The sequence below is a fragment of the Pseudomonas sp. 10C3 genome (genome assembly GCF_036346185.1).
GTDB lineage: Bacteria > Pseudomonadota > Gammaproteobacteria > Pseudomonadales > Pseudomonadaceae > Aquipseudomonas.
On record NZ_JASJVE010000122.1, the window covers coordinates 1 to 267 of the forward strand.

1 pseudogene is annotated in these 267 nt (G+C 63.3%); it reads right to left on the minus strand.

Going from position 1 to position 267, the window contains the following annotated elements:
* Nucleotides 1-267: pseudogene (locus QN399_RS26360) on the minus strand (ABC transporter ATP-binding protein); the annotation flags it as partial.

Here is a 267-nt window from a genome sequence, read left to right on the forward strand (position 1 = left end):
GTAGGCGGCAATCACTTTCGGGTCGTTGCGGATCGCTTCCGGCCCGCCTTCAGCGATCACGTTGCCGTGGTCGAGCACCACGATGTGGTCGGAAATACTCATCACCATGCCCATGTCGTGTTCGATCAGCACCACCGTGAGGTCGTGTTCGTCGCGCAGCAGGCGAATCATCGCGCTGAGGGCTTCGGTTTCCTGCGGGTTAAGGCCGGCGGCCGGTTCGTCCAGGCAGATGATCTGCGGCCGCGTGCACATGGCGCGGGCGATCTC